Annotated in this window: 2 protein-coding genes; both read left to right on the top strand. The window is 38.8% G+C overall.

Annotation, left to right across the window (positions count from 1 at the left end; genetic code table 11):
* Positions 1-569 precede the first annotated feature (569 nt).
* A complete protein-coding gene (locus tag ACOVQ4_RS09205; protein ID WP_421820359.1) occupies positions 570-4,166 on the top strand; it encodes a family 78 glycoside hydrolase catalytic domain in 3,597 nt (1,198 codons plus the stop codon).
* A 236-nt stretch (positions 4,167-4,402) separates the two neighbouring features.
* Positions 4,403-5,737 carry a sigma-54-dependent transcriptional regulator gene (locus ACOVQ4_RS09200; RefSeq protein ID WP_421820358.1) on the top strand — a complete coding sequence of 445 codons (1,335 nt, stop codon included), beginning with the start codon at positions 4,403-4,405 and terminating at the stop codon, positions 5,735-5,737.
* Positions 5,738-6,000: the final 263 nt, after the last annotated feature.

Below are 6,000 nucleotides of genomic sequence, written 5' to 3'. Positions count from 1 at the left end.
TACAGGTCATTGTATGGCTGTAGATGGCGGAGCATTTGCTTAATCAAAAGGTTTTGAAGGTACGAGGGAACAGGCACGAGGGAACAGGCACAAGGCAACAGGCACAAGGGAACAGGCAAAGAGCTGTGCTTGCCAATGCCTACAGCTTACAGCCCAAAGCCAAGCTCAAGGCAAAGAGTTATGCTTGCCAAATGCCTACGGCTTACAGCCTAAAGCCAAGCTCAAGGCAAAGAGTTATGCTTGCCTAATGCCTACAGCTTACAGCCCAAAGCCAAGCTCAAGGCAAAGAGCTGTGCTTGCCTAATGCCTACAGCTTAAAGCCTACAGCCTAATGCCTAATGCCTAATGCCTAATGCCAAGCTCAAAGCGAAGAGTGTTAAATAGCTTTTTATTTAATGTATCAAAAAGAAAATTAAATTTCATTTATCTAAAAAACTGATTATCAACAACATAAAATCATACAAACTTCTAAAATCTTTTTAACATAGACAGTATATGATAGTTAAAAAATTGAAATGCTTAAATTTGAACTTATTCAATTTTTTTTAGAACATTATTAATAATTAAAAATGAAAAAAGGCGTATTACTGCTATTGTTAATGAGCTTTCTTGCTGGGGCAAAAGCATGGGCTAATTTTACCCTTCAAAAATTACAGGTCAATTATCAAACCCAACCTCTCGGCACAGATTTAAGCATACCTCAGTTTTCATGGCAAATGAAAGCCCTATCTTCTATAAAAGGTTTGTCGCAAGTGGCCTATCAGATTAGAGTAATTGATGAAAAAAATCAGGAAGTTTGGCAATCTGTAAAGGTCAACTCGAGTATTTCTCATGCTATTCAATATCAAGGAAAACCCTTGCAAGCTCGTACCAGATACACATGGTTTTTGACAGTTTGGGATAATAAAGGCAAAAGTTCAACAGCCAACTCATGGTTCGAAACAGGCCTAATGAACCCCAAACAAGAAGCTTGGGGAAATGCCAAATGGGTAGGTGGTACCAACGAAGACCTCGTTTTTTATCCTCATGCTCTTTCAGTTTTTAAGCTTTCTTACTCCATTCAACTCGATGAAGCTAGTAATAGCACCAAAGCTTCGTTTATTTTTGGCGCTAATGACCCGCGCCTAGCCAATCGCTACTTAAACTACATGGCTGTAGAGCGCCAAAGGAATGAGAGCTATGTTGCTATAGAATTGGATATTAGCACGCTAACATCTGAGCCTACCTCCAACGCAAAGCTCAATATCTATCGAGTAGGTTATACAAAAACGGACCAAGAAAATACGCCTATAAAAGTTATTACAATTCCTCAAACCCTTATTAATCAATCAAATAAATACCAAAAACACCAGATTCTCACTGAATCAATCTTTGGGCTCTTTGAGTTTTATATCGATGGCAACGACGAAAAGCATAAGTTAAAAGACCCTTCCTTAGAACCCACCTCTAGGTTTGGCCCAAGAGGGCTCAACCTCAATCCAGTTGGTGCGGGCAATGATTATTTAAGTTATCCGATGGTAGCAGACATGGGTTTTAAAGTAGGACAAAATCAAATAGCGTATTTTTCTGAGATTCAAGTCAAAAACTACCGCTATCCCTCTAATGCTATCTTTGAAGATACTAAAGCCAATATTTTTATCGGAAATGGCGTTCTGGCACAAAACAACCAATATCGTGTAGAAAATACCTTGCTAACGGTAAACGCTAGTCGCAATGCAGAGCCAATGCTTCGAACTACTTTTGAGGTAAGTCAAAAAGCTATTCAAAAAGCTCGCTTGTATATCACAGCCAGAGGTATTTATGAAGCATACCTCAACGGAAAAAGAGTGAGTAACGACTACTTCAACCCGGGACTGACACAGTACAATAAAAATCATACCTATCAAACTTTTGATATCACGTCTTCTATTTCGACAGGAAAAAATGCGCTAGGAACATGGCTGAGCGAAGGCTGGTGGAGTGGCAATATTACTTACAGTGGAAACCATTGGAATTTCTTTGGCGATAGACAATCTCTTTTGGCCAAAATAATTATTACTTATACCGATGGATCAGAGCAAGTTGTTGACTCAAATCCAAATACTTGGAAGCTCAATTCCGACGGCCCAATTAGATACGGCTCATTCTTCCAAGGAGAAGTGTATGATGCCACTAAAGAAGCTGATATTCAAGGATGGACATTGAGTAATTATGATGACAAATCTTGGAAAAAAGCCGTAGAAGTACCCCTCGAAGGCAATGCCTACATGGGAACTTTTAGGGATGTTTTTGGTCAAAAATATACTTTTGATTACCAAGATTTCAAATTAATTGGACAGATTGGAGAAAATGCAAGCATTGTTAAAACGCTTCAGGCACAAAGCGTTGAGGAAGTTCGTCCAAAAGTATTTGTTTATGACATGGGACAAAATATGGTAGGCTTTCCGCAGATTAAAATTAAAAATGGTCAAAAAGGTCAAGTCATCACCATGCGCTATGCCGAAATCAAATATCCTAATTTGGAAGCATACAAAGGCAATGAAGGCATGGTAATGATGGAAAACATCCGTGCAGCACTCACCACCGACCAATATATCTTGAAAGGTGGAGATGAGGTAATTCAACCAAGATTTACTTTTCATGGCTATCGCTATCTCGAAATTACAGGCATACAACAGGCTATCCCTGTTAGTGACATTAAAGGATTGGTTATCAGCTCAGTAAACGAATTATCGTCAAGCTACGAAACCTCAGACCCATTAGTTAATAAACTTTGGCAAAATATTACTTGGTCGTTGCGCAGTAACTTCCTTTCTATTCCAACCGATACGCCAGCACGTAACGAGCGTATGGGCTGGAGCGGTGATATTTCGGTATTTTCTAAAACTGCTACTTATTTGACTGATGCCAATTCATTCTTGAGACGACACCTTTTGGCTATGCGTGATGTACAAGACGAAAATGGACGTTTTACAGACGTTGCGCCACTTGGAGGCGGTTTTGGAGGCACGCTTTGGGGTAGTGCTGGTATTGTAGTCGCTTGGGAAACGTATCGTCAATATGGTGATATTCAGTTGTTAGGAGAACATTTTGAGGCTATGAAAAAGTATATCAACTTTTTAGAATCAAAAATTGATAAAAACACGGGTATCCTCAACGAAGGGCCTTTGGGCGACTGGCTGAGTCCAGAAGGAAACAAAAATGATAATACCCTTTTCTGGATGGCGTATTTCTCGTATGATTTGAAATTGATGAGTCAAATGGCTTTTATTTTAGGTAAAAAAGAAGAAGCAATAGCCTTGAAAAAACGTAGCGAAGAAATCAAACAAGCATTCAACGAGATTTATATCGACAAAAACTCTCACAGAACCGTAAAATCTGGCGTAAAAACAGGTTTTTGGGGGCCACCAAACGAAAAAGAAGGAACAGGAAAAACGGATAAAGGAGTAATCATAGATACCCAAGCTTCGTATGCTATTCCGTTAGCTTTGGACGTATTTGACGAAAAAAATAAACCTTTTGCTATTCAATATCTGAATGAAGCCGTTTCGAGAACCAATAAAGATGATAGCGGCATCGAACGCCCAAATTATTCTTTAATGACAGGATTCATCGGCACAGCCTCTATCAGCGAAGCTCTTTCTGTAAATGGCAATCATGATTTGGCCTACAAGCTTTTGACCAATAAACAGTATCCATCTTGGTTGTATTCGGTAGTTAATGGCGCCACTTCCATTTGGGAACGTCTCAACTCTTATACCGTCGAAAATGGCTTTGGAGGAAACAATAGCATGAACTCCTTCAACCACTATTCTTTTGGGGCAGTAGCCGCTTGGATGTACAACTATTCATTGGGCATTCAAAGACACCCAGAAAAGGCTGGTTTTAAGGAATTTATCCTCATGCCAACCCCTGACCCAAATGGTCAAATTACTGAAGCTAAAGGCTATTATGATTCGATGTATGGTCGCATCGCTAGCGCTTGGAAAAGCCAACCAAATACTTGGACTTACAGCACTACGGTTCCAGCCAATACGACAGCGACGCTCTATTTACCCGCCAAATCAATGGCTCAAATTTCGGAAAATGGCAAATCTTTGAGTACACGGAAAGGAGTTAAATCTGAAAAAGGATTTATCATAATCCCATTAGAATCTGGTAGTTATAACTTTGAAATAAAAAAGTAAAAAGGTGTTTATCTATTGAGTAATTGAGTGGTTTAGTGATTTTCTTTAAATCATTAAACCACAAATCACTCAATCACAAACTTCGAGAGAACTTTTGCTTTATAATAATAAAAAATAAATCTAATTCCGAAATCAAAAATCCCCAATCCACCATAAACAACATCTCCATAGGCTCAGATATACACCCTAAGCATAATTCTATTTACTTTGTAGCATTAGTCAACAAAAGAAAATCTATGGAAACAAAGGGTGTAGTACTGATTATTGATGATGAAAAGCAGTTACGTGGACTGCTCAAGCGTATTGTGGAGTTGGAAGATTACACCGTTTTTGAAGCAGGAGACCTTAAATCTGCGTGGCAAATACTTGAACGACACCCCATAAAAGTCGTTATGTCGGATGTAAAGCTCCCCGATGGTAACGGCGTTGATTTTACAGCAAAACTAAAATCTCAGTATCCTCATCTCGAAATTATTGTAATGACTGCCTATGGTACGATTCAAGATGGTGTTAAGGCTATGAAAAACGGTGCTTTTGATTATTTGGTAAAAGGAGACGATAACGAAAAAATGATTCCTATGCTTGACTTGGCAATGCAAAAAGCCAATCAAGCAAATGCTTCAGAAGCCTCATTATCAGGATTTGATAAAGTAATTGGTAAAACTTCAATTATCGAAAATGCCGTGAATATGGCCAAACGAGTGGCTCAAACCAGCACAACTGTTTTACTCACTGGCGAAACAGGCACAGGAAAAGAAGTTTTTGCCCAAGCTATTCATGAAGCATCTGCCAGACATAACGAAAATTTTGTGGCTATCAACTGCGCAGCCTTTTCACGCGAAATCCTTGAATCAGAGCTATTTGGACATAAAGCTGGGGCATTCACAGGTGCGCTGAAAGACAAAAAAGGCTTATTTGAAGTAGCTCACAAAGGCACAATCTTTCTGGATGAAATCGGCGAAATGTCGCTCGACCTACAAGCGAAACTTTTAAGGGTCTTAGAATCAGGCACTTTCTTGCGCGTAGGCGATACCAAAGAAGTTAAAGTGGATGTTCGGGTGATTTCGGCAACCAATCGAGATTTAGAAAAAGACTCCCAAATAGGACATTTCCGTCTGGATTTATATTATCGTCTTTCGGTATTTCAAATTTCACTACCCGCCTTGCGTGAGCGCAAAACGGATATTGTGCTTTTGAGTAAATATTTTATCAAAGATTTAAGTAAAAAACATGGTTTTCAGCAAGTTACGATGACAGCTGAGTTTCAACAAATACTTGAAAACTATACTTGGCCTGGCAATATTCGTGAATTAAAAAATGTCATCGAACGTGCTCTTATTCTACAAAATAACGGTCAACTCCAAAAAGACTGTCTCCCTCCCAATCTTATCCACCACACCCAAGCCGATGCGCCAAGTGGATTGGATTTACAATCTGTAGAAAAATTTCATATCGAAAAAGTACTTCAACATACCAAAGGCAATAAGACCGAAACCGCTCGACTGCTCAATATTGGTCTCACGACACTTTATCGTAAAATGGAAGAATACGGCATCTCGCTCAAAATCTGATATACGCTTTCAGCAATCAGCTATGGGCTTTCGGCAAAAGGTTTTAATTATTTTTTAGAATACAACTAGCCCTTAACAAAGTCTCGAACTAGGCAATAAAACATTCACAATCATTTCCATTTTGGTAAAAACCCTTTCATTTTGGAAGGGTTTTTATTTGGCCTAAATTTCTTCAAAACAAAAATCACAAAAACAACTATCTATTAATCAGGCAATTAAAATAATTTTTCATAAAAATCTGTAAGAATGGAATAGACTTTGGC

The organism is Flectobacillus sp. (assembly GCF_049240685.1).
In the GTDB taxonomy this organism is placed as follows: domain Bacteria; phylum Bacteroidota; class Bacteroidia; order Cytophagales; family Spirosomataceae; genus Flectobacillus.
This window is presented reverse-complemented; position numbering and strand designations above follow the sequence as displayed.